The following is a 22,205-nucleotide window of genomic DNA, read 5'->3' as shown; positions in this document are numbered from 1 at the left end:
ACTACGCCGTCGACAGCTCGACGACGAAAACGGCGCCGCTGGGATCGTTGTCCTCGACCCAGACGTCGCCGCCGTACGCCGAGACCATGACGTCGACGAAGTAGAGCCCGAAGCCCGTCCCGGCGCTGGTGGCGCCGGTCTCGCCGCGGTCGAAGATCCGCTCTTTGAGGTCGTCCGGGACGCCCGGCCCGTCGTCGGCGACGCGCAGCGTCGTCGTCTCTGAATCCCGGTCGACGGCGATCGAGACGTGCGGTTCGTCCCCATCGTGGTGTTTTACCGCGTTGAGCACCAGGTTATCGAGGACGTCCGCGAGCAGCGAATCGGCCAGCACCGGCGCGTTCGACGGTGCGTCGACTGATACCACCGCATCGGGGCAGGAGTCGGCGAGCGCGTCGGCTCGCTCATCGACGATCGTAGCGAGGTCCACCGGCGACAGCGAGGGTTCGTGGTCGTCTGACAGCCGCTCGAGCACCGATCGAACCCGCTGGGTCAGCTCGACGACGTCGCCCGCGCGCTCGTAGACGGCCTCGGCGTACGGGTATCGATCGTCGTCCTCGGGGAGCGAGTCGAGCAGGAACTCGGCGTTCCCCAGGACGATCGTCATGCCGTTCAGCATGTCGTGGCGCAGCAGGCTGTTGAAGAACTCGATCTGGTCGGTGTACTCTTCGAGACGCCGGTGTTGGTCCTCGAGCGTCCGCTCGCGTTCGCGACGCTCGGTGACGTCCTGGACGACGCCGATGGCCCGTCGGGGCTGGCCCTCGTCGTCGAACTCGATCTCGGCTTTCTCGCGGACCCACCGGGTCCCGCCGTCGACCACGATCCGGTGTTCGATGTCGTAGGGCTCGCCCTCGAGCGCGCCCTCCCAGGCCCGGTCGACGAACGCCCGATCGTCGGGATGGACGAACGAGAGGAACTCGTCGTGGCTCAACGGTCCCTCCTCGGGCGACCGACCGAAGATTGTGTGCACCGCCGCAGACCACCGGATCTCGTCCGCGGTGACGTCCGTGTACCAGCTCCCGAGCGTGGCGACCGCCTGGGCCTGTCGGAGGTGCGCCTCGCGTTCGCGCAGTTCGGCGACGGCTTCCTTGCGCTCGGTGACGTCCTGGATGACGCCGTCGAAGAACACCTCGCCGTCTTCCTCGACCCGCAAGGCGGTGACCGACACCCAGATCGCCTCGTCCTCGAGCGTCCGGAGGCGGAGCTCCTCGTCGACGAGAAGGCCCTGCTCGAGGAGCCGTTCGCTGAACGCCGCCCGCTCGTCCGGATCGTCGTACAGCTCGTTGACGGGGCGCTCGAGGAGTGCCGTCTCGTCGGCGGCGTCGAACAGCTCGACCATCCCCGGATTGACGAGCTCGAATCCGCCGTCGTCCCCGGGCGTGTTCCGGTAGACGCCGACGGGAACGTTCTCGACGATGCGCTCGTAGCGCTCGAGTTCGCGTTCGTGTCGCCGCCGCTCGGTGACGTCGCGGTGGGTCGCGAGCGTCGCCGGCTCGCCGTCGTACCGAATGCGTGAGATTCGAACGTCGGTCGTCACGCGCTCGCCGTCGCCCGTCACGAGGTCGACGTCGTACCGTCGCGGTGGCGATTCGCCCCGAATTCGTCGCTCGTAGCGGGCTAGAACGAGTTCACGGTGCTCAGGGGCGATGATCTCCTCGAACGGACGACCGAGCAGCGCCGACTCGGTGCGACCGGTCAGCTCGGTGAACTCGTCGTTGACGAACCCGTACTCGCCGTCCTGGACGATGACCACCCCGTCCGGGCTCTGCTCGACCAGCGTCTCGTACAGCGCCCGCGCCTCCTCCAGTTCGCACTCGCGGTGTCTCACCTCGGTGACGTCCCGGGCGATCGCGAGGAACTGCTCCCCGTCGGGCAGCTGAATTCGGCCCAGGTTGACCTGGACCGGGAACTCGGAGCCGTCCGCTCGCCGGTGTCGACCCTCGAGGGTCAACGGCTCGCCGAACTCGTAGGTCGCCCAGAGCTTATCGAGTTCGTCGTGGTCGATGCCGACCTCGACGTCCTGGACGGTCAGCTCAAGTAGCTCCTCGTGATCGTAGCCGAGGCTCTCACAGGCCCGGTCGTTCGCCTCGAGGATCGCCCCTGCCTCGTCGTGAACGATGATGGCGTCCGGCGAGTGCTGAAAGAGCGACTCGAGGCGCCGTTCGGCCCGCTCACACCGGTGTCGCTCCGCGTAGTTCCGGACCCGTCGCGCGAGGAGCGGTGCCCGCCGCTCGTCGAGCGGCCCCTCGAAGACGTCGGTCACCCCCGCCTCGAGCGCGTCGAGCGGATCGACGGCGACCCCGTCGCCGGCGACCAGCACGACCGGGAGCTCCGGATCGTGGCGTCGAACGCGCTCGAGGACGTCGAGGCCCGCTGGGCTCGGCTCCGACGTCGAGGTCACCGAGACGACGCAGTTCGGTCCGTCACCGTCGAATCGGTCGTCGAGCGCGTCGACCGTCGCCGTCTCTACCGTGATCGGTTCGTCCGTCGCCGCCACCCGTGACCCAATCCGCCAGGACTGCTCGTGGTCGTCGGAGACGACGAGGACCTCGGCCGCGTCGGGTTCGTTCCGACGCCCCTGGTCCGCCGTCGACGCTCCGTTTGCCTCCTGCACACGGTAGCCCAGGCAGTCAGCTACCTTCAGCACTGGGGTATCAGCCATCGCGTCAATTTACTTATGTTGAACCACATAGTGGTTTACAGAATCGAGGTCCGAGCCGTCCGGACTCGAGACAGGCAGACTGGTGGGACGACCCGCGAGCCCGTCCAATCGCCTTTTAGGGCCGGGCCGTCTACGCCGACCATGAGCGAGATACCGGACCGACTGGCGACGCCGTGCCCGGCGTGTTCACCGGACCTCGAGACGGTCCACGAGGTCCTCTCACCCGGCGGCGGCGCGCTGACCGTCCGCTGTGGGGAGTGTGGCCACGTCCACAAGGTCCAGCCCGAACCCGAACGCGAGGAGACCCTCGACGTCGTCGTCTCCCAGGGCGGTGAGTCGTTCACCGCGAACGTCACGACGCCCGCCGAGGAGACCGTCGCCGTCGGCGACGAGTTCTTACTCGAGACCGAAGAGCTACTCGCGACCGTCCGCGTCACGAGCGTCGAGGTCGACGAACAGCGTCGCCTCGAGGCGGCGCCGGCCGAGGAGATCGAGACCGTCTGGACCCGTGAGGTCGACAACGTCGAAGTGAACGTCACGGTCCACCCGAAAGACGGCTCGAGAGACGACAGTCGGAGCGTCACGATGTACGTTCCCGGCGACTACGAACTCGAGGTCGGCGCCGTCGAGGAACGCGGCGACGAGGAGTTCGAGATCGACGCCGTCGTCGTCCGCAAGGACGCCACGGGCTACGACCGTGATCGGTACGAAATCGAGGGCGACGTCGTCTTCGCAAAGGACGCAAAGCGCGTCTACAGCTACGATCAGTCGAGTTCCGCCTGGTCCGCCTGGTGAGGTGACCGATCGTGAGCGACGAGTACGCCGACGAACGCCGGCAAATGGCCAACGCGCTCGCTCGCCGCTCCCGCGTCACCGACGAGCGCGTCCGCGATGCGCTCGCGACCGTTCCGCGCCACGAGTTCGTCCCGCCAGCCCAGCGCGACCGCGCCTACGACGATCGGCCGCTGCCCATCGGCGACGGCCAGACGATCAGCGCCCCCCACATGGTCGCGATTATGGCCGAGAAGCTCGACCTCGAGCCCGGCGAGCGCGTCCTCGAGATCGGCACCGGCTGTGGCTACCACGCGGCCGTCACCGCCGAACTGGTCGGCGACGAGGGCGCGGTTTACAGCGTCGAGTACAGCGACGAGCTCGCCAGCGAGGCCGAGAACCGGCTCGCCGACCTCGGCTACGACGTGGCGGTCCGGGTCGGCGACGGCCGCGAGGGGTGGCCCGAGCACGCGCCATACGACGCCGCCTACCTCACCTGTGCGGCCCCCGCGTTCCCCGACGCCGTCGTCGACCAGGTCCGCCCCGGCGGCCGACTGCTCGCCCCGCTCGGGACGGCGTTCCAGACGCTGGTGTTCGCCCGCAAGCGCGAGGACGGCTCGCTCGAGACGCGCGAGCACGGCGGCGTCCAGTTCGTCCGAATGCGCGGCTAGTTCGGGCGATCAACGCTGAACGAGAACGAGCGTCCTCGAGCGACGAGTCGACGCCGCCGAGGCCGAACGCGCCGGTGAACGGCCGAATCGCGCGACTGAGGGACGACAGGGACGGGCGTAAGCGCGCCATTGATTAGCGTCGGAGCGGTAGCCTGGCTATGGACCCCGCGGTGCTTAGAGAGGACATGGTCGACAGCCTCGAGCACGAGGCCAAGGCCGTCCTCACCGACGACGCCGTGGGCGTCGCGATGCGAGACGCCCCCCGCCACGCGTTCCTCGACGACGAGCGGGCCGCTTACGAAGATCGCGAGCACGAACGCCTCGGCACGCGCGTGCTCGCACCGAGCGCCGTCGCGCGACTGGTGCAGGCACTCGAGCCGCGGCCGGGAGACGCGACGCTCCTCGTGGGCGTCGGCGTCGGCTACACGGCGGCCGTCGTCGCCGAACTCGTCGGCGAGACGAACGTCCACGCGATCGATATCTCGCGGCCGATGGTGTACGAGGCCCGCGAGAACCTCGCCCGGGCGGGCTACGAGGGCGTGCTCGTCGACTGCCGGGACGGCGCGCACGGGCTGGCGGAGTACGCGCCGTTCGACCGAATCCTGGTCGAGGCGGCCGCGTTCGACCCGCCGCGGCCGCTGCTCGAGCAACTGCGCCCCGACGGGCGACTGGTGTTCCCGCGAGGCGGACAAAAACAGCGACTCGAGGCGATCGAGGCCGACGGCAGCCGCGAGACGTACGGCCCCGTCTCGTTCGACCCGCTGCTGATCGAGGGCGAACAGACGGGGGCGATCGAACGGAACCGGACCGAGCGAGAGGACCTCGAGTTTGCCCGCCAGCGCGCCGAATCACGACGGGGCTGGGAACAGGAGTGGATCGAGTGGGACTAGCGAGTCCACACGGGGGTGGTGGCCGTCAGTTCAGACGGATCGATGTGACGATGTACCGACCCAATCGCCCCACGGCCGCGGTTGGGCCGGAACTGACTCACAGCGGTCCGTATCAACTGGGACTCGAGAACTCGAGGTCCTCGCTCTCGACCACCTCGCCGAACAGCCAGTCGGCGTGCGCTAAGGCGTACTCGTGGTGGTCGTCTTCGATCGCGCCGATACAGTCGTGAACCAGCAGCGGCCGGAAGTCTCGCAGGCCGGCGCTACCGCCGGTGTGGAGCACGCAGACGTTTGCGAGCGTGCCACAGAGGGCGAGGTCCGTGATTCCGCGGGCGGAAAGCCAGCCCTCGAGTTCGGTCTCGTGGAACGCGTCGTAGGTGTGTTTCTCGACGATCAGGTCGGCCTCTTCGGCGGGTAGTTCCTCGACGATCTCGGCCTCCCACGAGCCCTCGAGGACGTGCTCGCCCCAGCGTTCGAACTCGTCGTAGTAGTGGGCGTCCTCGAACTGTTCGGGTGGATGGACGTCGCGAGTGTAGACGACCGTCACGCCGGCCGCCTGGGCCCGGCCGACGAGTTCGGCGATCGGCTCGATCACCGCCTCGCTGCCGGGAGCGTACAACGAGCCGTCGGGGTGGCAGAAGCCGTTTTGCATGTCGACGACGACGACCGCGGTGGTGTCTGGCTCGAGGTGCATACGAGGTGCTACGGACGCGACGCAAAAAACGCCCTCGCCGCCAGAGCCTTTATTTCGGCCCCGTCCAAACGGCAACCACGAACGAAATGAAGAGATCGAGTGCACTGGTCCTCGCACTGCTGGTCGTGACGTCGCTGGCGGCGATGCCGCTGGCCGTCGCAGGCGATGGCGGGCCGTCGACGGACGTCGCGAACGTCCACGCCGACGCACCCGTCGTCACCGACGTCACGTACGTCGGCGAGGACGACGATCCGAGCACCGACGGGACGATCGGCTACGTCGAGGGGATCAGGTACGACGACGAGTTACCGATCGACGAGCGCGACGACGCCGTCGTCGCCGAAGCCGAACTCGAGGCGGTCGTCTACCGGTCGATGGCCCGCGTCGAGGTGATCCGCGAACTCACCTTCGAAGAAGACGTTCCGGTCGAGGTCATCACCCGCGAGGAGTTCGCCGCGGAGGACGCCCAGTTCGGCGACCGCTCCGAGGCGGACCGCCTGTTCGAGGAGGTACGGCTCGAGGCGCTGTTCATGGTCGATCGAGAGACTGACGCCATCGACGAGTTCGAGACGTTTTACGGCGACGCGGTCAACGGCTACTACGATCCGAACGCAGACGAGATCGTGCTCGTCTCGGACGACCTCGAAAACCCGGAGCTGAACGAGGTCACGCTCGGTCACGAGCTCTTACACGCCCTCCAGGACCAGCACTTCGACCTCCAGCAGTACAGCCGCGACACGACGAACAAAGACCACGCCAAACTCGGGCTCATCGAGGGTGACGCCGTCTGGATCGACACCCGATACGAACAGCGATGTGAGTCGGACTGGGACTGTGTCACCCCACAGACGTCGCCCGAGCCGCCCGCGGAGTTCAACGTCGGGCTCTACCTGCTGCTGATCCAACCGTACGACGACGGGCCCGACTACATCGACGCCCTCCGGTTCGACGGCGGCTGGGAGGCCGTCAACGGCGTCTACGACGAACCGCCGACGAGCAGTTCGGAGGTCATCCGCCCCGGCGAGGAGCGCGAACCGGTGGCGATCGACCTCGAGGACACCTCGAGTGACGACTGGGAGCCTCTCGAACGAGAGCGCGCCCCCGACTACGACGTGTTCGGAGAGGCGGCGATTGCCGCGATCTTCATGCACCAGACGCTCGAGTCGCCGGGGTCGATCGGCGTCGAGCAGGAGGCGATCTTCGACGGGTTCACCTCCCTCAACTTCGATCACCCCGTGACCGACGGCTGGGCCGGCGACGAGTTCGTCGTCTACACTGCAGGCGAGACGCCCAACGAGGCCGCGTTCGTCTGGCAGACCGAGTGGCTCGACGAGGACGAAGCCGAGGCATTCCACGCGGGATACCGCGAGCTACTCGAGCACCACGGCGCCGAGCAGGTCGGCGAAACGACGTTCGTGATCGACGACGGCTTTCCCGGTGCGTACGACGTCGACCACAACGGCGAGACGGTGACGATCGTTCGTTCGCCCTCGGTCGACGACCTCGCCGACGTTCGCGCGGACGTCGACGTAGAAGCGCTCGAGCCGGCTGACGCGGACGGTGACGAGGAAGACATGACTGACGCGGACGTCGGCGGTGAGGAAACGAGTAGAGCGGACGTCGATGGTGAAGACGCAAGTGGAGCGGACGACCCCGTTCCCGGGTTCGGCATCGTCGTCGCGTTCGCCACCGTGTTCGGCGTGCTGTTCGTGATCGTCTACCGCGATTGAGGCCGAGTGAGAGACGTTCTCCGCGTTCGAGGACGGTCCAGAGACGGCTCGTGAGGGTGACCGCCGTATTTTTGACAGTCGCCTCCAAATAGGAGGCATCGTCATGATCTCGAGACGCGCGCTGGTTCTCGCGCTCCTCGTGGCGGTGTCGATGACGGCGGTTCCGCTCTCGGCAGCCGCCGTCGATCCCGGGAGCCAGCACGCGGAGGAGAACGTCTCCGAGACTGCCGATCCGGAAACACCGCCGGCCACCGTCACCAACGTCACGTACGTCGGTGAGGACGACGATCCGAGTACGAACCGCACGATCGGCTACGTCGAGGGGATCAGGTACGACGACGAGTTACCGATCGACGAGCGCGACGACGCCGTCGTCGCCGAAGCCGAACTCGAGGCGGTCGTCTACCGGTCGATGGCCCGCATCGAGGTGCTCCGCGAACTCACCTTCGAAGAAGACGTGCCAGTCGAGGTCAGCAGCCGCGAGGAGTTCCAGGAGGAGACCGAACAGCGGTTCGAGAACGTGACCGACGAGGAACGACTCGCTGAAAACCTGCGATTCGAAGCGCTGTTCATGGTCGATCGGGAGACGGACGCCGTCGCGGCGTCCGAGGCGCTGTACGGCGGCGCCGCCAACGGCTACTACGACCCGAACGCAGACGAGATCGTGCTCGTCTCGAACGATCCCGAGACGCCCGCGTTGAACGAGGTCATCCTGGCACACGAGTTGCTACACGCCCTCCAGGACCAGCGCTTCGACTTGCAACGCTACGAACGGCAGACACAGGACCAGCACAACGCCAAGAACGGGCTCATCGAGGGCGACGCCGTCTGGGTCGAAACCGAGTACGAGGAGCGCTGTGAGGAGACGTGGGTCTGCGTCCTCCCGAGCGACGACGAGGCCGGGGAGGGCGTTGACGAGAGTCTCAGCGAACTGCCGGCGGAGTTCAACTGGGGGATTTACTTCACCCTCTACCAGCCCTACAGCGACGGCCCCGCCTACATCGAGTACCTCCTCGAGGAGGGCGGCTGGGACGCCGTCAACGCCGCCTACGACGAACCGCCGGCGAGCAGTTCGGAAGTCATCCGTCCCGGCGAGGAGCGCGAACCGGCGCCGATCGAGTTCGAGGACACCTCGAGCGACGACTGGAATCGTCTCGAACTCGAGAACGAGACGGCGTACGAGTCGTTCGGCGAGGCGGCGATGGTGTCGATGCTCTCCCACGGCGCTCTCGATCGCTCCGCGGACGCGTCCGTCGTCACGCTCGGGGAGTTCGTCGCCACCGACGAGCAGGGATACATCGATTCGATCGAGTACGACCAGCCGTACACGAACGGCTGGGCGGGCGATACGTTCGTCGCCTACGCCACCGACGCGGAGACGATCGACGAGAGCGGATACGTCTGGCAGACGACGTGGACCTCCGTGACCGACGCCGAAGCGTTCGCCGACGGCTACCTCGAGTTGCTCGCCATCAACGGCGCCGTCGACGTCGACGACCGTCAGGATACGTTCGTCATCGAGACCGGCTTCCCCGGGGCGTACTACGTCGACATCGACGGCGAGACGGTGACGATCGTCCGTGGACCGTCGGTCGACGCCCTGCCGAAGATTTACGAAGGGGCCGCCCCCGACGGCGAGGACAGACTCGACTTCGAAATCCACGCAATCGAACCCGGCGACGCCGACGACGAGGTGCGTGGCTTCGGCGTTACCGCTACGGTCGTCGCCCTCCTCATCGCGATGGCGATCCGCCGTCGCTAACCGCTGGGGCGGGCGCCATCAGACATGCCCCACCATCCACCAATGCGAAGATACACACTCATCGCTGTCGTCGCGCTCGTCGTGCTGAGCGGCTGTGCGGCGCCGGTTTCGGGCCCCGTCGATCCCGTCGAGGCCGACGGTTCACTCGGCACCATCGCCGGCTACGCCCACGACGACGTCCTCGGCGTCGACGGGACCGAAGCGCTGAGCCAGGCCGAACTCGAGGCCGTCACCTACCGGGCGATGGCTCGACTCGAGGTGCTCCGCGGCCTCGAGTTCGAGGAGGACGTCGAGGTCGAGATCGTGAGTCGCGAGGAGTACCGCGAGGAGACCGGATGGGCGGACGAGCCGGCGTCGGCGTTCACGAACGAGCTCTGGCGGGCCACGTTCGTCGTCGACGGCGAGACGGACGTCAACGAGGCGTACGACGAACTGTACGGTGCGGCCGTCGCCGGCTACTATTCGAACGGGGAGATCGTGCTCGTCGCCGACGATCCCGACGCCATCACGGTCGATCGACGGGTGCTGGTCCACGAACTCGTCCACGCCCTGCAGGACCAGCACTTCGGACTCGGCCGAGAGGGCGAGACCCTCGACGAGCGGCGAGCCGAGCTCGGGTTGATCGAGGGCGAGGCCGAGTACCTCCCGGAGCGCTACGACGAGCGCTGTGGGGAAGAGTGGGAGTGTCTCGAGACGCCCTCCCGGACCGTCGCCGAGCCCACCGACCGGGGGTTCAACGTCGGTCTCTTCCTCTCGATCTTCGCCCCCTACAGCGAGGGGCCGACGTTCGTCGCCCACCTCCACGAGACCGGCGGCTGGGAAGCGGTCGACGCCGCCTACGACGAGCGACCGGCGAGCACCTCGCAGGTGATCCACCCCGAACGGTACCCGGACGACCGACCCCTCGAGGTGACGGTCGAGGACCGATCGTCGGGCGGCTGGGCGCCCATCGTCGAGGACGGGGACGAGAACGAGAGCGAGGCCGTGGTCCGGACCGAAACCGTCGGCGAGGCGACGCTCTTTGCGACCCTGTGGGCCAACGGCGTCATCGACCGACCGCTGACCGAGGGCGCCGGCGAGTACTCGCCGTACAACTACTCCCACCCGATCACCGACGGCTGGGCTGGCGACACGTTCGTCGCCTACGAGCACGAGGACGGTGAGACGGGCCACGTCTGGACGCTCGCCTGGGAGACCGACGAGGACGCCGAACGGTTCGCGGCGGCCTACGGCAACCTCCTCGAGCAAAACGGCGCGACGGAACTCGAGGACGGCCTCTACCGGATTCCCGACGGCGACTTCGCCGGCGCCTACTACGTCGCTCTGGAGGGCGACGTGGTCACGATCGTCGGCGGCCCGGACGTGGAGGCACACGAGGGAATCCACGGCGTCGAGGTCGACGGGTCGCTCGAGCCGTCGGTCTCGACGCAGAGCGTCGCTGGGCCCGTGGCGGCGGGGCTCGAGACCGTTCCCCGGACGCCCGCTGCGGGAGCGGCTGCGATCGCTGGACCCGGTCGCTGAGCCAATGTGACGTCGGTCATCCCGCGCGCGTAACGGGTGGCTTTTTATGCCGACCGTTCGTATCCCGAGTCATATGTTCAAGGCCATCGTGAGCGCGGAAACGCTCTCCAGCGCGCTCGACTCGGTGAGTGTGCTGGTCGACGAGTGCAAGATCCACCTCGAGGAGGAGGGCCTCGCGATCCGGGCCGTCGATCCCGCCAACGTCGGGATGGTCGACCTCTCGCTCGACGCGACCGCGTTCGAGTCCTACGAGGCCGACGGCGGGCTGATCGGCGTCGACCTCTCGCGGCTCGAGGACATCGCCGGCATGGCGGAATCCGGCCAGCTCGTCCAGCTCGAACTCGACGAGGAGACCCGCAAGCTGCACATCCAGATCGACGGGCTGGAGTACACGCTCGCGCTCATCGACCCCGACTCGATTCGACAGGAACCCGACATCCCGGACCTCGACCTGCCCGCCCAGGTGGTCTTAGAGGGCAAGGACGTCAACCGATCGGTGAAGGCGGCGGACATGGTCTCAGACCACATCGCCCTCGGCGTCGACGACGGGGCGGAGTACTTCTACGTCGACGCGGAAGGCGACACCGACGACGTCCACTTAGAGCTCACCGACGCGGACCTGATCGACCTCCAGGTCGGCCCCGCCCACTCGCTGTTCAGCCTCGACTACTTAAAGGACATGAACAAGGCGATCCCCGGCGACACCGAGGTCACCCTCGAGCTCGGCGAGGAGTTCCCGATCAAGCTCCACTTCGCGTTCGCCGAGGGACAGGGGCAGGTCACGTACATGCTCGCCCCGCGCATCCAGAGTGACTGACGGCCGTCTGCAGGGGTAGTTCATCCGTTCCGGGCCGGCTGACCGTCAACTCGTCCGGACGGATAAAAGAGCCACATAGTAAGGATCGATTCTACCTCGCATCCCGTTCACGGAACGACAATGGCCGACCCCATCGACGACACACCGGAGCCCGCGCCAGCGCACGAACGGCGGTTCGATCCGGCCGAGCGGCCGAGCGAGGCCGTCGTCACCGCCGTCGCGGCGGTTTCGGGCGTCTCACCGACGGCGCTCGAGCCGCTTTTCGACGCGATCGAACCCGACGCACTCGACTCGCTGGTCGCCCACGCCCAGCGCACCGGCGCCCCCGGCGAGCACCGCATTCGGTTCTCCTACGCCGGGTTCGACGTCCAGGTTCGCGGCGACGGCGTCGTTCGACTCGAGTGAGCCGCGAGCTACGGCGACCGCGAGCGAGCCGTCGATCGTTCGTGTTCGTCGAGAAACGCGAGCAGCGTCTCGTTCACCCGATCGGGCTCCTCGATGAAACAGAGGTGTGAGCCACCCTCGATCGTCTCGAGACGGCTGTTCGGGAGCTTCTCGTGGAGCAGGCGCGCGTTCTCGACCGGCACCACGCGGTCGTCGGTTCCGTGGAGGAGCAGCGTCGGCGTGCGGAGTTCCCAGACGCGATCGCGCACGTCGAAGTTCGCTCCGGCAGCCGCCTGCGCCACCCGTGCCGGTTCGGCGGCGTCCTGCTCGAGTCGCCACTCGAGGATGCGATCGATCAGGTGCGGGTTGCGGTTGGTAAAGCGGTCGCTGAACGCGGGGCGCATTCGGTGACGGATCGTCTCGCGCTCGCTGGCCCCCTTCGGAGCGTCGAAGATCACCTCCCGGGTCTCCTCGGGCATCGCCACCGCGTCCTCGCCACCGTGGGTCGTAGACAGCAGCGTGAGCGTCTTCGCCCGGCCGTACTCGAGGGCGTACTGCTGGGCGATCATTCCACCTAAGCTCGCGCCGACGAGGTGAACGTCGTAGAGGCCGGCGTCGTCGAGGACGGCCTCGAGGTCGGCGGCCAGCCCCTCGACCGAGTAGCCGGCGAGTGTGTAGATGATCGGCGTCCGGAGCTTCCCGGGGAGCTTCGTCACGAGCCTCGAGAGGCCGTCGTCGGATCGGCCGGTTCCCCGGTTGTCCGGTGCGACCACCTCGTGCCCGCCGGCGACAGCCTCGCGTTGCCAGCGCCACATCCACCGTCCGTAACCGAGCCCCTGGACGAACACGACGGGCTCGCCCGCTCCCTGCTCGTGCTCGTAGTAGATCGACACGCCGTCTCGAGTCGCCCGTGGCATATCCCAACCGACGCGACGGGGGTTCTTGAAATCGTGTGTCGAAGCCGGACGGTCTCCGGGGACGGACGATCCTGCCGTCGGCCGGTATAGTACCCGTTGAAACGAGTACGATATAGTAACCGTTGAAAGTCATTGCACACCCGGTCACGACCGTTGGCGGGCAGCCTCGCCAACGAGACCGAGGCTGCCCGTTCGGCTGTGACCGGGTGTAAATCGTTTCAACGAGTACTATAGCAGAACGGCCACCGAATACTGTGACGAGCAGTACACTTTTGCCCCGCGCGGCACTCTCGAGTGATAGTATGCCAACGTACGACACAATCGTCGTGCCGACCGACGGCAGTCGGCCGGCGAACCGGGGACTCGAGCACGCACTCGCCATCGCCGCAGACAACGACGCCGACGTCCACCTCGTCAGGATCGTCGACAGCGGGCGCTACGGCGAGGCAACGGCGTTGACGAGCTACGAAGTCGCCCTCGAAAAACTCGAGGACGAGGCGGCGTCGGAACTGGAGTCGATGGCCGAGCGCGCCCGCGAGCGCGGCCTGACCGTCGAGTGTCACTGTTCGCGCGGCACGCCCCACGAGCGGATCGTCGAACTCGCCGAGGACGTCGACGCCGACCTCGTCGTGATGGGGAAACACGGCGAGGGCCAGGCGGAGACGCCCCACCTCGGCAGCGTCGCCGACCGGGTGATCCGGAGCACCGATCGGCCGGTGTTCACCGTCTGACGCGGGTGTGGCACGCGTTCGTGCAGGAAGGCACGGGACGCTGCTGAGTGGCCGATGGCACGGCCCCGCCATCGGTCGATCAGATCGCACACCGGCGCCGGCGGGTCCATACTTTTATGTACGCGTCACGCGTTTGGCCTGTTAGCAATGGCCATAGATCCACAATTCCACGAAAACCGAGAGAAAGTGGGCGAAGAAAACGGCGTCGCCGTCTGGGGACCGGTCGACGAGCCCGAGCAGCTGGGAATCCGCGGCACGCACGTCGCGGTCGACTACGACCTCTGTATCGCGGACGGGGCCTGCCTCGAGGACTGTCCGGTCGACGTCTTCACGTGGGTCGACACACCGGACCACCCCGAGAGCGAGCGAAAGGCCGAGCCGACCCACGAGGCCCAGTGCATCGATTGTATGCTCTGTGTCGACGTCTGTCCGGTCGACGCGATCGACGTCGACGCCGGCCGTACCGCCTGAGCAGTCGTTACTCTCGGCAACCGCCGTCTGTTACTCCGCGCGGTCGACGTCGACTTTCTCTTTCAGGGCTTCGAGCCCGTCAGCCTCGGCGAGTTCCTGCAACCGCTCGCGGAAGTGTTCCTCGCAGAGACCGACCTTGACTCCGTCGGATTCGGCAGCGAAGGCGGCCTCGCGGTCGCAGTAATGACACTTCATGCCCACACGTACGGGGGCGTTCGGTTTGAACCCTCCGCATTACCCGCCTCTCCCCGGCGCATTACCCGCCTCTCCCCGGCGCATTACCCGCCTCTCACCCCTGCTCGCGAACCCGCGCTCACGTAGACGTCATCACGGCGCCGGGAGCTCGAGCGCCCGGAACTGCGCCGCCGAGAGGCCGGCGAGCCCGAGGCGCTCGTCGTGGGCGTCGCTACCGCCGGTGACGAGGACGTCGTGGCGGTCGACGACCCGTTCGACCGGTTCGGTGTCGACCGCGCGCCCGTAGGGGTAGTGTCGCTCCACGGCGTCGAGGTCGGCGACCAGCTCGAGTGCACTCGCCGGGTCGCGGTAGCGAAGCGGATGGGCGAGCGAGACGATCGGACACGCCTCCTCCAGGGTCCGTCGACCGCGGTCGAACGACGGGACCCATCGGGGGACGTAACACGGCTTCCCGGCACCGATCAGGTGGTCGAACGCGCCCTGGTAGTCGTAGTCGGCGTCGGGATGGTCAGCAATTGCGCGGGCGACGTGGGGACGACCGAAGCCGCCCTCGACGTCGATCGCGAGATCGATTCCGAGTCGGTCCTCCACGCAGTCGACGATCGCCTGTCCACGCTCGAGACGGTTGCGCTGGATGTCCTCGACGAGTTCCTCGAGGGCAGTCGTCGGCGTGACGCCGTAGCCGAGCAGGTCGACTCGGTCGCCCCCATCGGGCTCGACGCGGAGTTCGATCCCGTGGACGATCGTCACGCCATCACGTTCGACGACCGGTCGCTCGAGAGGCTGCAGCCGCTCGTGGTCCGTGAGCCCGACGACGCTGACGTCGGCCTGCCTGGCGGCGGCGGGAACGGCCTCGAACTCGAGCGTCCCGTCGGAGCGGGTCGTGTGCACGTGGAGGTCGGCGTACGGCATACGCAACTCGAATCACGGACGCCCTATAGCCGTTTCTCCGTCACGCTTCATGCCCATCGAGGGTCGTGTTCACGGCGGTCATTCTAGGCCACCTAGGGAAGATAAGGTCTTCCGGAGGCCTAGAGAACGTTTATGGACAATGTTTATAATTATCGTTCACAGAAGTTCGGGCGTAATGCTGCTCAATGGCACCGGCGAGGTCATCGACGCCCACGAGTATCCCGCGACCACCGAGGAACTGATCGAGACGTGCGGCGAGCACTGTCTCGAGCTCCCCAACGGCTCCGAGACGGTCGCCGAGGTACTCGGCCGGCTCGAGTCCGAAACGTTCGAGTCGCCGGAGGACGCTCGCTTCGCGGTCTACTCCGCGGTGAGCGACAAGGCCGTCGGCCGCGTCGGCTACAGCGACCGCGACCCGACCCCGCTCGGCAGCCCCCACGCGCCCGAGCCGATGTCGTTCTAGTGCTTTGTCAAGCCAGATCTGCAGGGTCGAATCCGTCGCCGAAGGCCGGTTCGACCCTGCAGTCGACGCTTGACGGAGTACTAGGCGCCACCGCGTCCGACGCGAGTTCGAGATCCAGTACACGCTGTTTTCGATCCCACTGTCACCAGAACGCAAGAGCGGTGCCTCCGCTCGAGGTGGGATGGCTGATGAGTGTTGGTCCGAACGGGTCAGTCGACGAACTGGAGTGCGTCGGCGAGCTTGAGCGGGACCGAGCCCTTGCTGTAGGCTTCGATGCGGCCGTTCGGCCGGGCGCGGTAGACGACGGCCGGGCGATGACGAACCTCGGGTCGTTCGCCTTTGACGGCGGCCCAGCTGTCGTCGCGGAAGCTCGAGCAGTCGACGAAGAGGACGGCGCCGCCGCCGTGTTCGGCGAGCTGGCCGTTGGTCTTGGTCTCGGCGGTGTCGCGAACGGCGGCGACGGGGCCGGCGGCGGCGCGGTTCGCCGGCGGCTGGGGACGGGTGACCTCGACTAAGACGTTCGTCGAATCGTCTCTCGCGCGGTAATCGAGCGAGTGACCGGTCGCCACCTCGATCTCGGGGGTGATGTCGTAGCCCGCGTCGGCGAGCAGTTTCGCGGCGATGAACTCGCCCATCGTGGCGCTCATGCGTACCCGATCGACGTGGTTGCTCGTGCCGAGCTTGCCCGACATGACGTGCCGGTACTCGTCGAGGACCCCCGCCCGGAAGAAGTCCTCGAAAAAGCGCATCGACTCCCGGCGGCCGGCGTCGGGGAAGCCGGCGGCGTGTTCGCGGAAAAAGGCCCGCGTCGACTCCCGACCGTCTTTGGACATGAAGACGGGGAGGAAGTACCACGAGATGTAGGGGTAGTCGGCGAGCCACGGATCTTCCTCGTGGAGGTCCGCGAGGAGTTCGCGCTGGGCCCATCGCGACACCTTGAAGGGAATCTCGCGCCAGCCGTATTTATCAGTCCGCCAGAGTGAACTCGGCGTCTCGGTGTTCCCCATCCAGTAGGCCTCGCCGTCCCTACGAGCGAACAGCGCGACGTCGCCGTTTTTCATCTCGAAGCGGTGGGTTTCCCACCCGCCGTTGACGTCGAAGCGGGGGGAGACGGCTCGAGCGCCGATGTTTCTCCGAAGCGGGTGCAGGATCTCTTGTCGAACCCGGTCTGCACTCCAGGACTGAGGCGAATATCGAAAGCGAAGCGGCCGTGCCACGGCGGTTGGTAGGTGAGCCGGCGGCATACGTCTTCCGACCGCCGAACGGCCGCCGATCCGGTCGGCGTGGGTCACGTCCGCCTCCAGAAGTGTACGAAGCGTGAACGACCGTTACATTAATAACCGAGAACTGCCAACAAATGAGTGTAGTTACCATGTCAATGGGTGCCTATGACGAAGACGAGCACGAGCGCCGTGAGATGCAGGCCTCCAAGGTCGACACCGACTTCGACGACGAGCGGACGATCTATCACGGAAAAGTCGAGTACGACTCCGGCGACTCCGCGGAAGCGCTCCTAGACAAGTTCGAGGAGATCAAATCGAGTTAGTCGCCTTTTCGTTCCGACGCCGTGACGACCACGCAAGCGGCGTCTACGGACTGGAGTCCAGCCACCGAGCAGCCCCGACCCGCCCTGCGGTTGCTCCGGGGACAGTCACAGCGAGCCGTCTCGGCCACGTGTCGTCTCCGACGATCCTCCCTCGAGGGCGTCCCAGCCGGGCGTCCCCGGCGCACCCCGTGCGTCCTCGATGCGGTCGGCCAGCGTCGCGTCCGGGTTCTCCCCCTCGAGCCGGTTCCACTCGTCGATCGCCCGGCCAGCCCACGAGTCGGCCTCGAGCGCCCGTGTTTTCGCGTCCTCGTAGTGTGGCTCGGAGATCGCGAGCGTGCCGGGACTCGAGGCGGCGGCGACAGCGACGAACTCCGCGCGGTCTTCGGTCGTCAGCTCGCCGCGCACAGCGCGCTCGACGACGCCCTCGAGGTCGTCGGGTCGGGGGTGGACGAACACCTTCCCGCCGATCGCCTGCTGCCCGAGGAGCAAGCCATCGGTCTCACCGGGATCGTCGTCCAGCAGCCGCTCGCCGCCGAAGGCACCTTCGACGCGCTCACACTCGGTTTCCTGTTCGAGCGCGAGGTTGTGGGCGGGGTATTCGCCACACTCGGCGGGGTAGCGGTCGTCGTCGTGGATCCGACACTGGAGCGTCGTCGGGTCGAGGAAGACGCAGGTCGGCAGCCACGTCGCCGTCTCCAGGTCGAACGGCGCGACGGGTTTCGGTGGCTTTCTGAGCCCGACGAAGAACGCCGGGCGCCCCGCGACCGCCGCGACCTCTCGGCCGTCGATGACGACTCCCTCCGCGTCGTCCGCGGCCTTCCACAGCCGCGGCGTCAGCGCGTCAGCGAGGCCAGACTCGAGAAACGACCGAACTTCGTCGCGCTCGAGCGGGACGAGGTTGTACGTCTCGTCGAGCGGTTCGCGTGGCCCGTGTCGTTCGTGTTCGACCTGCGCACGGCCCGCTACGTCGAGTAACGGCCGCCAGTCGATGCAACAGCCCGCACAGCCAGCACAGTCCACCTCCATGGTTCGGTGTACGATCGATGACTCCTTAACGGGTGTGCTGGCCGACCGTGGCTGTGACGCAGGGGAACGGTTTTCACCACTCGAGACTGACGGTCGTCCATGGCGAAAGCAGCGTGCGACGGCTGTGGTCGAGCGATCACGGTTGCCGGTGGCGTCGCCAACCTCTGGACGTTCGGCGATCGCGACGGCAGTGATGGAACCGCGTTGACGCTCGAACTCGAGGACGGGACAACCCACACGCTGTGTTTTCCCTGCGTCGAGGCGCTGCCGGAGAACCCATCGCTCGAGGACATCGACGCGCTCGAGACGCCCGACGCCGCGGACGAATCGTGAACCCGTGACGACTGGCGTCCGACAGGGGTGGTGAGCGGAAGGGGTGGGATTCGAACGCCACGAGGCCAGAAGCCGCCGCGGGTCGGATGACACCGCGGTGCCCTACCACTGAGCTACCCTTCCGTACACGCAGCTGTGGGTCGAGTTGGTATTAGTAATCGACCGGTTACTCAGGCGTACGTGACGATTTCGGTCTCGAGTCGGCCACCCCCGCCCGGCGACTGGCGGACGACGGTTCGTCCTGGAAGTGGTGGTCTGTAGCCGGCCTACTTCTCCCGACGTCTCGGATAGGTTGTCACCAGCGGTGATTACTGTTCAGAGAGAAATCGGTCGTCGACAAACCGGCGTTGCTCGACCTGCTACCGGAGATTTCCGAACCTCGGCGCGGACCAGTGTGCGTGAAAAAGCTAACCTTACGCGCCGATATGAAAAGTATCCCACACTAACCAATCACTCCAAACAATTATAAAGTCAGTTGTGGTGAGGTGTACTGCAATATGAAGTACCGGGTAGGGGAGTCCCGAAACGGGCGATTCGCGCGCGAATCGCTCGGGGATACGAACCAGGGGGGGAATCGAATGTGGGGCCGAGTAACCGCGTCGACAACAAGCCATCGACGGCACCGACGATGACCGACGGAGGGACGACCGCCGATTGTCGGAAGTCGGCGACTGGCGACGGTGGGGCGCAGACGTCGTCGGGCCGCGATCGACCGCGTCTCGACTCCGGGTTCGACGTCTACAGGGTGACGATTCGGTTCGCGACGGCGTCGTCGCCGAGCGATCGAGCTGCCGTGGTGCGCGAACTGGCCGAGTACCTCGTGGTCCTGTCGGATCACGATAGCCGGTCCTCGCTGGCCGATCGATCCGTCTCGATTCCGGTCGCGACCGAACACGACGTCGCAGTCGTCCGAACCGCGCTCGAGGAACTTCCGATCGTCGATCACGTCACGGTGACCGACGACGACCGCATCGCGTCCCGGCTGACCGCGGCGCAGCGATCGGCGCTGGCGGCCGATCACGAGCGCTCCGGCTCGTCGCGGACGGCGTTCGGTGACGTCAAGCGACGGACCGATGCGCTCGACGTCCACGAACTGCTCGACGATCCGGAGTACATCGAGTTTCTCGACGACTTCGGCGAGCTCACCGGTCCCGAAGACGAGGTGACGCTTACCGAGCTGCTGACCGACGCCGACTCGAGCGAGGCGAGCGATCGGTCGGCTGTCGACTCCTCGAACGACGCGACCGTCGACGGAGAAAGCCAGTCGACAGCCCGTCGTACCGTCGCCGAACGGCTCATCGACGAACTCGAGCGCGAGCAGGTGAGCGACGAGCAGCGACAGCAGCTTCGGGAACTCTTCGGTACAGCGCCCCCACCGAGCCTCGAGGCGCGGGTTACACACCTCCAGTCTCGGTTTCACGAACTGTCGTCGTACATCGACGCGATGGAGGCGTTCATCGACGACAACGGCGACGCCGCGACGCTCCTCGAGGAGCTGCGCGCAGATCTCGATGCGCTCGGGGAGGCCGTCGAGGCACTCGAGCGGTGCCAGTCGGCGCAGCTGAGCCGGCTGACGGCGATCGACGAGGAACTCGAGCGCCTCGACGACCAGACCACGACGCAGGTCGCCGCCGTCGAAGACTCCGTGTCGGCGTCGGTCGACCGTCTCGAGGACCGCCAGCAGGCCATCCAGACCGAGGTCGAAACGCTCACGGAGCGATGGGAACAGCTCTCGACGCTGTTTCAGTCCACAGGTCGCGAGTAACGCGGCCGAGGAGTCGGTGTCGGCTCGACACCGATCGTACCCATCAGCGTCCGAGACGCTTCGTAGCCTTTAGGGTTCGACCGATCGGTGACGTAATCAGTGAACCCCGAGCGGATATTCGAAGCCTTCCCCGCGCCGAGTTACCGCGGCAACCAGGAAGGAGCCCTCCGTGACATCCGCGACGCCTTCCTCGCGGGAAACGACGTCGTGCTGGTTCGTGCGCCGACAGGCAGCGGTAAGTCCCTGCTCGCGCGGGCGGTCGCGGGCTGTGCCCGACGCGTCGAGGAGGCCGAGCCGAGCGAGGCCAGCGGCGCCTACTACACGACGCCACAGGTCTCCCAGCTCGACGACGTCGCCGGCGACGACCTGCTGGCAGACCTCAACGTCATCCGCGGGAAGTCGAACTACACCTGCATCCTGCCGGGCGAACTCGACACGCCGGTGAACCAGGCCCCCTGCGTTCGCGAGCGAGGCTACGACTGTTCGGTGCAGCATCGGTGTCCGTACTTCTCCGATCGAGCCATCGCCTCGAACCGCGAGATCGCGGCGATGACGCTCGCGTACTTCATGCAGACGGCGGGCAGTGAGGTGTTTCGCAAGCGAGACGTGGTCGTCATCGACGAGGCCCACGGCCTCGCCGAGTGGGCCGAGATGTACGCGACGATCCAGCTCGGCCCCCGCACGGTGCCGTTCTGGGACGAGCTGCGAGTGCCCGCGGTCGACGGCGTCGAACGCGCTGCCCGCTACGCCGAGAACCTCGCCCAGGTCTGTGCCCGCCGCAAGGACGAGCTGCTCGCCCAGGAGACGCTCACCCCGGCCGACGTGCGCGAACGCGACCGCCTCCAGGAGCTGATCGGCGAGCTCGAGTGGTTCGTCAAAGACTACCGCGATCCGATGAGTCCGACGACGTGGCTGGTCGATCAGGCCGACCCCTCGGGCGCTCGAGGGAGCGACGACGGGACCGAGGACGACGAGGGCGGTCCGCTCACGATCAAGCCGATGAACCCCGAACGCTACCTCCACCACACGATCTGGGACCGGGGCAACAAGTTCGCCCTCCTCTCGGCAACCATCCTCAACAAGGAGGCCTTCTGCCGGGGCGTCGGACTTGACCCGTCGACCGTCGCGCTCGTCGACGTCGACCACACGTTCCCCGTCGAGAACCGGCCGTTCTACGACGTCACCCAGGGGAAGATGACCTACGAGCACCGCGAGGAGACCCTCCCGAAGATCGCCCGCACGATCGTTCAGATTATGCAACGCCACCCCGACGAGAAGGGGCTGATCCACGCCCACTCCTACGACATTCAGGAACGCCTCGCCTCGCTGCTCGCAGACTTCGGCGTCGGCGAGCGCGTCCGGGCCCACGACCGCGACAGCCGGGACGCCGACCTCGAGGCCTGGAAGGCCTCGCCCGAGCCGGACGTCTTCCTCTCGGTGAAGATGGAGGAAGCGCTCGACCTCAAAGGCGACCTCTGTCGCTGGCAGGTCATCTGCAAGGCTCCCTTCCTCAACACGAGCGACTCCCGCGTCGCCCACCGACTCGCGGAGGGCCAGTGGGCCTGGTACTACCGCGCCGCCCTCCGGACCGTCATCCAGGCCTGCGGCCGCGTCGTCCGCGCCCCCGACGACCACGGGGCGACCTACCTCGCAGACTCGAGCCTGCTCGACTGCTTCGAACGCGCGCGAACCGACATGCCCGACTGGTTCGCCGCGGGCGTCGACCGGATGACCCGACCCGACCTCCCCGAATTCGAGCCGCGGGCGGCGCTCACTGGGTCGTCAGGTGGCTCCTCGAGCGGCCCGGACGACTCCGGCGGCCTCGAGCGCTCCGGCCAGGGCTACGGGCGTCGTCGTCGCCGGCGGTCCTCGAGAGACAGTCCGCTCGCGGACGTCTGGGAGACGGACGGCTAGCGACAGCTCGATCGTCAGTCGGATCGGGTGGTC

At 66.9% G+C, this 22,205-nt stretch carries 22 protein-coding genes and 1 tRNA gene; 15 read left to right on the top strand and 8 right to left on the bottom strand.

All coding sequences use genetic code 11. The annotated features are described in order from the left end of the window. Window position 1: 1 nt before the first annotated feature. Window positions 2-2,659 (bottom strand): hybrid sensor histidine kinase/response regulator, encoded by a 2,658-nt coding sequence (locus tag NMQ09_RS02715; protein WP_255192915.1) that lies wholly within the window; start codon window positions 2,657-2,659, stop codon window positions 2-4. Between the two features lie 141 nt (window positions 2,660-2,800). On the opposite strand from NMQ09_RS02715, the gene NMQ09_RS02710 reads away from it, so the two are divergent. From NMQ09_RS02710 to NMQ09_RS02700, 3 genes are all read left to right on the top strand, one after another. Then, window positions 2,801-3,454, top strand: coding sequence for an HVO_0476 family zinc finger protein (locus NMQ09_RS02710; protein WP_255192914.1), 654 nt, complete (start codon window positions 2,801-2,803; stop codon window positions 3,452-3,454). Window positions 3,455-3,465: 11 nt separating this feature from the next. Then, the gene (locus NMQ09_RS02705; RefSeq protein WP_255192913.1) at window positions 3,466-4,101 is read left to right on the top strand and encodes a protein-L-isoaspartate(D-aspartate) O-methyltransferase; all 636 of its coding nucleotides are present in this window, start codon (window positions 3,466-3,468) and stop codon (window positions 4,099-4,101) included. Between the two features lie 158 nt (window positions 4,102-4,259). Then, window positions 4,260-4,991, top strand: coding sequence for a protein-L-isoaspartate O-methyltransferase family protein (locus NMQ09_RS02700; RefSeq protein ID WP_255192912.1), 732 nt, complete (start codon window positions 4,260-4,262; stop codon window positions 4,989-4,991). 112 nt (window positions 4,992-5,103) lie between these two features. On the opposite strand, the gene NMQ09_RS02695 is transcribed toward NMQ09_RS02700, so the two are convergent. Further along, window positions 5,104-5,685, bottom strand: a complete 582-nt coding sequence (locus NMQ09_RS02695; RefSeq protein WP_255192911.1) for a cysteine hydrolase family protein — start codon at window positions 5,683-5,685, stop codon at window positions 5,104-5,106. A gap of 86 nt (window positions 5,686-5,771) precedes the next feature. Here NMQ09_RS02695 and NMQ09_RS02690 point away from each other — a divergent pair, with 86 nt between their 5' ends. The 5 genes from NMQ09_RS02690 (at window position 5,772) to ddfA (ending at window position 11,920) form a co-directional block, all read left to right on the top strand. Next, complete coding sequence (locus NMQ09_RS02690; protein ID WP_255192910.1) at window positions 5,772-7,415, top strand: Hvo_1808 family surface protein; 1,644 nt, start codon at window positions 5,772-5,774, stop codon at window positions 7,413-7,415. Between the two features lie 103 nt (window positions 7,416-7,518). Further along, entirely contained in the window at window positions 7,519-9,177 is a 1,659-nt protein-coding gene (locus NMQ09_RS02685; RefSeq protein WP_255192909.1) for an Hvo_1808 family surface protein, read from the top strand. A gap of 42 nt (window positions 9,178-9,219) precedes the next feature. Beyond that, a complete protein-coding gene (locus NMQ09_RS02680; protein WP_255192908.1) occupies window positions 9,220-10,698 on the top strand; it encodes an Hvo_1808 family surface protein in 1,479 nt (492 codons plus the stop codon). Window positions 10,699-10,771: 73 nt separating this feature from the next. Then, the gene (locus tag NMQ09_RS02675; protein WP_255192907.1) at window positions 10,772-11,515 is read left to right on the top strand and encodes a DNA polymerase sliding clamp; all 744 of its coding nucleotides are present in this window, start codon (window positions 10,772-10,774) and stop codon (window positions 11,513-11,515) included. Between the two features lie 120 nt (window positions 11,516-11,635). Further along, a complete protein-coding gene (ddfA, locus tag NMQ09_RS02670; RefSeq protein ID WP_255192906.1) occupies window positions 11,636-11,920 on the top strand; it encodes a DdfA family disk-determining factor in 285 nt (94 codons plus the stop codon). Between the two features lie 8 nt (window positions 11,921-11,928). Here the strand turns inward: ddfA and NMQ09_RS02665 are convergent, their stop codons facing one another. Further along, entirely contained in the window at window positions 11,929-12,816 is an 888-nt protein-coding gene (locus NMQ09_RS02665) for an alpha/beta fold hydrolase (protein WP_255192905.1), read from the bottom strand. 302 nt (window positions 12,817-13,118) lie between these two features. Between NMQ09_RS02665 and NMQ09_RS02660 the strand changes: the two genes are divergently transcribed. Both NMQ09_RS02660 and NMQ09_RS02655 read left to right on the top strand, forming a co-directional pair. Beyond that, window positions 13,119-13,547, top strand: a complete 429-nt coding sequence (locus NMQ09_RS02660; RefSeq protein WP_255192904.1) for a universal stress protein — start codon at window positions 13,119-13,121, stop codon at window positions 13,545-13,547. A 147-nt stretch (window positions 13,548-13,694) separates the two neighbouring features. Continuing rightward, on the top strand, window positions 13,695-14,018 hold the full coding sequence (locus NMQ09_RS02655; RefSeq protein WP_255192903.1) for a 4Fe-4S dicluster domain-containing protein: 324 nt from the start codon (window positions 13,695-13,697) through the stop codon (window positions 14,016-14,018). Window positions 14,019-14,048: 30 nt separating this feature from the next. On the opposite strand, the gene NMQ09_RS02650 is transcribed toward NMQ09_RS02655, so the two are convergent. Then, on the bottom strand, window positions 14,049-14,213 hold the full coding sequence (locus tag NMQ09_RS02650; protein ID WP_255192902.1) for a DUF6757 family protein: 165 nt from the start codon (window positions 14,211-14,213) through the stop codon (window positions 14,049-14,051). Window positions 14,214-14,345: 132 nt separating this feature from the next. Then, entirely contained in the window at window positions 14,346-15,125 is a 780-nt protein-coding gene (locus NMQ09_RS02645) for a PHP domain-containing protein (RefSeq protein WP_255192901.1), read from the bottom strand. A gap of 175 nt (window positions 15,126-15,300) precedes the next feature. Here NMQ09_RS02645 and NMQ09_RS02640 point away from each other — a divergent pair, with 175 nt between their 5' ends. Then, entirely contained in the window at window positions 15,301-15,588 is a 288-nt protein-coding gene (locus tag NMQ09_RS02640) for a DUF2795 domain-containing protein (protein WP_255192900.1), read from the top strand. A gap of 209 nt (window positions 15,589-15,797) precedes the next feature. Here NMQ09_RS02640 and NMQ09_RS02635 read toward each other — a convergent pair whose 3' ends face one another. Beyond that, complete coding sequence (locus NMQ09_RS02635; protein WP_255192899.1) at window positions 15,798-16,805, bottom strand: DUF5784 family protein; 1,008 nt, start codon at window positions 16,803-16,805, stop codon at window positions 15,798-15,800. A 155-nt stretch (window positions 16,806-16,960) separates the two neighbouring features. Here NMQ09_RS02635 and NMQ09_RS02630 point away from each other — a divergent pair, with 155 nt between their 5' ends. Beyond that, window positions 16,961-17,134: a DUF5786 family protein gene (locus NMQ09_RS02630; RefSeq protein WP_255192898.1), complete on the top strand. Its 174-nt coding sequence runs from the start codon at window positions 16,961-16,963 to the stop codon at window positions 17,132-17,134. A 105-nt stretch (window positions 17,135-17,239) separates the two neighbouring features. On the opposite strand, the gene NMQ09_RS02625 is transcribed toward NMQ09_RS02630, so the two are convergent. Further along, window positions 17,240-18,160 carry a YkgJ family cysteine cluster protein gene (locus NMQ09_RS02625; RefSeq protein ID WP_255192897.1) on the bottom strand — a complete coding sequence of 307 codons (921 nt, stop codon included), beginning with the start codon at window positions 18,158-18,160 and terminating at the stop codon, window positions 17,240-17,242. A gap of 99 nt (window positions 18,161-18,259) precedes the next feature. Between NMQ09_RS02625 and NMQ09_RS02620 the strand changes: the two genes are divergently transcribed. Then, window positions 18,260-18,493: a DUF7561 family protein gene (locus NMQ09_RS02620; RefSeq protein ID WP_255192896.1), complete on the top strand. Its 234-nt coding sequence runs from the start codon at window positions 18,260-18,262 to the stop codon at window positions 18,491-18,493. Window positions 18,494-18,528: 35 nt separating this feature from the next. Here the strand turns inward: NMQ09_RS02620 and NMQ09_RS02615 are convergent. Further along, window positions 18,529-18,616: transfer RNA gene (locus NMQ09_RS02615), tRNA-Asp, on the bottom strand. 505 nt (window positions 18,617-19,121) lie between these two features. Here NMQ09_RS02615 and NMQ09_RS02610 point away from each other — a divergent pair. After that, the gene (locus tag NMQ09_RS02610) at window positions 19,122-20,258 is read left to right on the top strand and encodes a hypothetical protein (RefSeq protein WP_255192895.1); all 1,137 of its coding nucleotides are present in this window, start codon (window positions 19,122-19,124) and stop codon (window positions 20,256-20,258) included. 99 nt (window positions 20,259-20,357) lie between these two features. Continuing rightward, window positions 20,358-22,172, top strand: coding sequence for a helicase C-terminal domain-containing protein (locus NMQ09_RS02605; protein ID WP_255192894.1), 1,815 nt, complete (start codon window positions 20,358-20,360; stop codon window positions 22,170-22,172). Window positions 22,173-22,205 lie beyond the last annotated feature (33 nt).

It is taken from the genome of Natronobeatus ordinarius (assembly GCF_024362485.1).
GTDB lineage: Archaea > Halobacteriota > Halobacteria > Halobacteriales > Natrialbaceae > Natronobeatus > Natronobeatus ordinarius.
The sequence above is the reverse complement of the archived record's forward strand: the minus strand, read 5'-3'. Positions and strand labels throughout refer to the sequence as shown.

Coding starts and splice junctions, on each gene's coding strand:
- NMQ09_RS02715 (WP_255192915.1), bottom strand. CDS start 2,659: ATGGCTGATACCCCAGTGCTGAAGGTAGCTGACTGCCTGGGCTACCGT.
- NMQ09_RS02710 (WP_255192914.1), top strand. CDS start 2,801: ATGAGCGAGATACCGGACCGACTGGCGACGCCGTGCCCGGCGTGTTCA.
- NMQ09_RS02700 (WP_255192912.1), top strand. CDS start 4,260: ATGGACCCCGCGGTGCTTAGAGAGGACATGGTCGACAGCCTCGAGCAC.
- NMQ09_RS02695 (WP_255192911.1), bottom strand. CDS start 5,685: ATGCACCTCGAGCCAGACACCACCGCGGTCGTCGTCGTCGACATGCAA.
- NMQ09_RS02690 (WP_255192910.1), top strand. CDS start 5,772: ATGAAGAGATCGAGTGCACTGGTCCTCGCACTGCTGGTCGTGACGTCG.
- NMQ09_RS02685 (WP_255192909.1), top strand. CDS start 7,519: ATGATCTCGAGACGCGCGCTGGTTCTCGCGCTCCTCGTGGCGGTGTCG.
- NMQ09_RS02680 (WP_255192908.1), top strand. CDS start 9,220: ATGCGAAGATACACACTCATCGCTGTCGTCGCGCTCGTCGTGCTGAGC.
- NMQ09_RS02675 (WP_255192907.1), top strand. CDS start 10,772: ATGTTCAAGGCCATCGTGAGCGCGGAAACGCTCTCCAGCGCGCTCGAC.
- ddfA (WP_255192906.1), top strand. CDS start 11,636: ATGGCCGACCCCATCGACGACACACCGGAGCCCGCGCCAGCGCACGAA.
- NMQ09_RS02665 (WP_255192905.1), bottom strand. CDS start 12,816: ATGCCACGGGCGACTCGAGACGGCGTGTCGATCTACTACGAGCACGAG.
- NMQ09_RS02660 (WP_255192904.1), top strand. CDS start 13,119: ATGCCAACGTACGACACAATCGTCGTGCCGACCGACGGCAGTCGGCCG.
- NMQ09_RS02655 (WP_255192903.1), top strand. CDS start 13,695: ATGGCCATAGATCCACAATTCCACGAAAACCGAGAGAAAGTGGGCGAA.
- NMQ09_RS02650 (WP_255192902.1), bottom strand. CDS start 14,213: ATGAAGTGTCATTACTGCGACCGCGAGGCCGCCTTCGCTGCCGAATCC.
- NMQ09_RS02645 (WP_255192901.1), bottom strand. CDS start 15,125: ATGCCGTACGCCGACCTCCACGTGCACACGACCCGCTCCGACGGGACG.
- NMQ09_RS02640 (WP_255192900.1), top strand. CDS start 15,301: ATGCTGCTCAATGGCACCGGCGAGGTCATCGACGCCCACGAGTATCCC.
- NMQ09_RS02630 (WP_255192898.1), top strand. CDS start 16,961: ATGTCAATGGGTGCCTATGACGAAGACGAGCACGAGCGCCGTGAGATG.
- NMQ09_RS02625 (WP_255192897.1), bottom strand. CDS start 18,160: ATGGAGGTGGACTGTGCTGGCTGTGCGGGCTGTTGCATCGACTGGCGG.
- NMQ09_RS02620 (WP_255192896.1), top strand. CDS start 18,260: ATGGCGAAAGCAGCGTGCGACGGCTGTGGTCGAGCGATCACGGTTGCC.
- NMQ09_RS02610 (WP_255192895.1), top strand. CDS start 19,122: ATGACCGACGGAGGGACGACCGCCGATTGTCGGAAGTCGGCGACTGGC.